Annotated in this window: 4 protein-coding genes; 2 read left to right on the top strand and 2 right to left on the bottom strand. The window is 57.7% G+C overall.

Translation table 11 applies throughout. The features are described 5' to 3' along the window. On the bottom strand, positions 1 to 300 hold a 300-nt coding region (locus tag VJV58_RS14555; RefSeq protein WP_324138066.1), incomplete at its 3' end, for a hypothetical protein. 98 nt (positions 301 to 398) lie between these two features. Here VJV58_RS14555 and VJV58_RS14550 point away from each other — a divergent pair. Further along, positions 399 to 854 carry a hypothetical protein gene (locus VJV58_RS14550; RefSeq protein ID WP_324138065.1) on the top strand — a complete coding sequence of 152 codons (456 nt, stop codon included), beginning with the start codon at positions 399 to 401 and terminating at the stop codon, positions 852 to 854. A gap of 199 nt (positions 855 to 1053) precedes the next feature. Here the strand turns inward: VJV58_RS14550 and VJV58_RS14545 are convergent, their stop codons facing one another. After that, on the bottom strand, positions 1054 to 1866 hold the full coding sequence (locus VJV58_RS14545; RefSeq protein WP_324138064.1) for a response regulator transcription factor: 813 nt from the start codon (positions 1864 to 1866) through the stop codon (positions 1054 to 1056). A 683-nt stretch (positions 1867 to 2549) separates the two neighbouring features. Between VJV58_RS14545 and VJV58_RS14540 the strand changes: the two genes are divergently transcribed. Next, complete coding sequence (locus VJV58_RS14540) at positions 2550 to 3503, top strand: hypothetical protein (protein WP_324138063.1); 954 nt, start codon at positions 2550 to 2552, stop codon at positions 3501 to 3503. Positions 3504 to 3525 lie beyond the last annotated feature (22 nt).

The following is a 3525-nucleotide window of genomic DNA, read 5'->3' as shown; positions in this document are numbered from 1 at the left end:
GGGGATGCGGGCAGTGAGGCTGCATTTGATGCGACCGCGCCAGTCAGGTCGGACGAAGCCCGCGGCTTGTTGGCCGTAATCCGAAGGCTTGACGATCTTGTCGAAGAGGAAACGATTGCAATCGAGACCAGAAAGAAGATCGACTTCGATGATTTCAGCATGAGGAAGAGCCGCAGCATGCTGGAATTCGTCCGCCTTGTGCGTGGGCAAATCCATCTTGGTGGCGACGCTCAGGTGGCCAGGGAAATTCAAAGATTGCGGCAGAGACTTGAGAGAAACCGCGCGGTCCTGGAGATGCATTTGGAAGCGGCGCGTGAAGTGGCAGCTATAATCATGAAGGCCATACGAGAGGCCGAGTCCGATGGTACGTACAGTGGCAATGCATTGCAGGAACGCAAATGATCAGATTGCTGCTGACTGGACTCTGGGTATGTATTCTCACCGCAGGGGCAAGCTATGCGGTCGCCTATTGGAAGGAAACCGGCACACTATTGCAAAACGAGGAACACACCGAGGGCCTTCAGTACCATAAGACGCGGGTCCTGAGCGTTCCCATGATCGAAAACGGAAGCGTGCAGGGCTACATCGTCACGCGCTTCGTGTACACGGTCGAGCCTGGGATCATGCAGCAACTTCCGTTCCCGCCCGATCCGTTCGTCGTGGATGAAGCGTTTCGCGCAATCTTTGCGGACTCCCGGCTGGATTTCAGGAACCTGGCTCGGTACGACCTCTCGATACTTACGGCCAGTATCAAGCAGCGCGTGAACCAGCGCATGCAAGCCGACGTCCTTCAGGATGTCCTGCTTGAGGATTTCAATTATGTCGCGAGGGAAGAATTCCAGCGAAAGCCGTAACCGAGCGCCGCGAATCCGCCACCTGCGTCTGTCGCGCGCTTCGATCAAACGATGAGGCTTTGGCCGACTGAGCGGCACTTCGGGGAAAAATAATATACCGGGCTTGGACTGTATGAGAGCTGAAAAGGCGATGGCCTCTACGGCCGCAGGGGGCAGAGGCCATCGTTGATGTGCTTTGCGGGTGCTTCGTCCTGGAAGATCAGCCGTTAGCGGAATAAGTGGCCGAGCCAGCAAGCGCTCGATTCAGCAGTATCCCGACATCTCCAACCTCTCGGACGTCCTGAACCTCCTGCATCGGCTCATCAGCGGCTTCGTGGGTGTCGCCTCGCGGTGAATCGAGGCGGGGTATGTCGAGCCGATATCCAAGGTATCGCCGCGCTTCGATTGCATCGAAGCCGAGGCGATCACGAAGTTTCTTGCGCAGCTTGCTCACATGACTCTCGATGACGCTCTCGTCGAAGGTCGATTCGAATATGCCGTACACCGCATTGAAGATCTGCGTCTTCGTAAGCCATTTTCCGTGGTTGCTGACCATATACTCGACGATGCGCAATTCCCGGCGTGGCAAGGCGAGGGCGCGGCCCCCGATTTCGGGATCGCGCCCGTTGTAGAAAACCCGAATGCTGCTTTCGCTTGGGAGCGGCCGATCGGCAAGACCGCGGCGAGCGATTGCCGCGGTCCGGGCGAGGATTTCGCGAAGATGAATCGGGACATGCACCACGTCGTCCACGCCGGCTTCAAAAAGCTCCAAGGTGTGCTTGAGCATTTTTAGGCTACTTAACGCGATGATAGGAGCCGACGATCGCTTGCGCACCGCCGGCGGAAGACGTCCGCGCGCATCGAATTCGCCCAATAGGAAGGCGTCGACCGCCTCTAGATCTGACTCACTCGCAGATGGCAACCAGTCCCAGAATTCGCTGGAGGAAAAGCTGGTCGACGAGACGCCTTCACGAACGAGTCCGCCGACGTAGCTATTCGCGACTCTTTCGCGATCATCAACGACAATATACATCAGTGTCTTGCCCCTGTTTCGGATCCGGTTTGGCAAGCTGTGTGTCAGCTGACCTGGCCCGGATAACGAGCCCCATGTTGTTAGACGCACTATCCCCGCCTGTTTATTCTGGTGAGATCGGCGGGTAGCCATACGCGTTCAGTGCCTGCGCTAGCGGGCCTGTTACTTCGACTCGATACTTCACGGTACGAATGAGGCTCGGCGAGCGTCTTACGACAACGCAGAGCTGACTCCGAACGACCTAGAACCATTGCGCCGAGGAGCTCACCGCTCCGAGCACCGCTGGACTGTGTCGATCTTCTCGCGCAACTGGCGCGAATCACTTGGTTCGAAGTTAGGCGATTTATTTAAGGTTGTCTTTTGTTAGTTGAAAACTTTCTAGTTGAGCAGATCGCCTCTTTCTTTTCTTGCCGTGGTTTGTCTTGGCAAGCGCTTGGTTTCCTGAGTCTCGCATGGGCTTCCGAAACCGCTCGCGTTAGAAATCTGATACACGCCCGCGCCCAAGACCGGCCTAAAAGGATTTTCTGGGCGCCTTGTGATGGAAAATGGTCGCCGCGCTCATGCGAGGTGTTTTGAATAGTATCGCTCGCACTGGGCTTAACAGTGGCCCTCTGAACGCCGGTTTCAGGCAAGCTTCAGCGGCTAGCCTTCGGTGAATTCAACTGAGCCGAGACTCCTCACACATGCCATCCGATGATAAAGACCCACCGAGTGAGTTGGCCGATATTTCCGGGTCGGTCCGAGGGGCCGGGAAAGCACGCGAACCGAAGGAAGGCGCCACGCGAGTGGATCAGCCTTTTGCAGGAAGCACGAATGCGTCAGCAGCGGCGACGGACGAAGCTCGCGCAAGGGACGCGCTCGAGGGGCTCAAGCGCATTCGTGCCAAGGCGCGGCTCGATAAGATCGCAATAGCGAGCGTTGCGCCCGTTAACGTTCGTCCAGCGGTTATCGTGGCCAAACCGCCACCGCCCCGTCCGACTTGGGTGGCGCCTTTGGCCGCGCTGGCGGTAGCGATCGGTTTGGTGATTACCGCTTGCACGGGCGTAATAATCTATATGACCATGCAGCCGAGCAGAACGAGCGTCAGCACCAGCACTGAAATCAGGAATCTCCGGGACACCGTCGCGCAATTGCGTCGACAGGTCTCCGGAGTTTCTGAGACCCTCGACGGGCTGCGCGCCGCGGTCGATCTCTCGAGCAAAGCAACGATCGATCGATTTGGCCGATTTGCCGATAACCTGGACCGCATCGAGCGGGTCAGTTCGTCCTCGACCGCGAAGCTTGACAATTTGGCGCAGGCCCAGGCCGCGTTGCCAGTTCCCGCCAATTCACAGCCTCAGCCGCCGGCATTGTCGATGCCCATGATCGCGTCGGCAGCCTCCAGTGGTGATCCCACCGGTTCGGTCACACTGCCCGAAAGCGCATCGGTGCCCAAAAAAGTAGTGAAGGGTTGGTTCGTCCGCCAAGCTTACGAGGGAATCGCGATCCTGCAGGGACCTAATGGTGTTGTGGAGGCCGTGCTTGGACAGCAAGTGCCGGGCGTGGGTCATATCGACGAAATCAAGAACGAGAATGGGCGCCTGGTTGTATTGTCCAGCGCCGGAGCCATCCTGTCCCCCCGCAAAGGCTTGCCCTGAGCGCTTCTTTATCGGCCGATTT

This window comes from Bradyrhizobium sp., from assembly GCF_035273305.1.
Classification (GTDB): Bacteria; Pseudomonadota; Alphaproteobacteria; order Rhizobiales; family Xanthobacteraceae; genus Bradyrhizobium.
Note: the sequence above shows the minus strand (reverse complement) of the source record. Positions and strands in the feature narration are given on the sequence as shown.

Coding starts and splice junctions, on each gene's coding strand:
- VJV58_RS14545 (WP_324138064.1), bottom strand. CDS start 1,866: ATGTATATTGTCGTTGATGATCGCGAAAGAGTCGCGAATAGCTACGTC.
- VJV58_RS14540 (WP_324138063.1), top strand. CDS start 2,550: ATGCCATCCGATGATAAAGACCCACCGAGTGAGTTGGCCGATATTTCC.
- VJV58_RS14550 (WP_324138065.1), top strand. CDS start 399: ATGATCAGATTGCTGCTGACTGGACTCTGGGTATGTATTCTCACCGCA.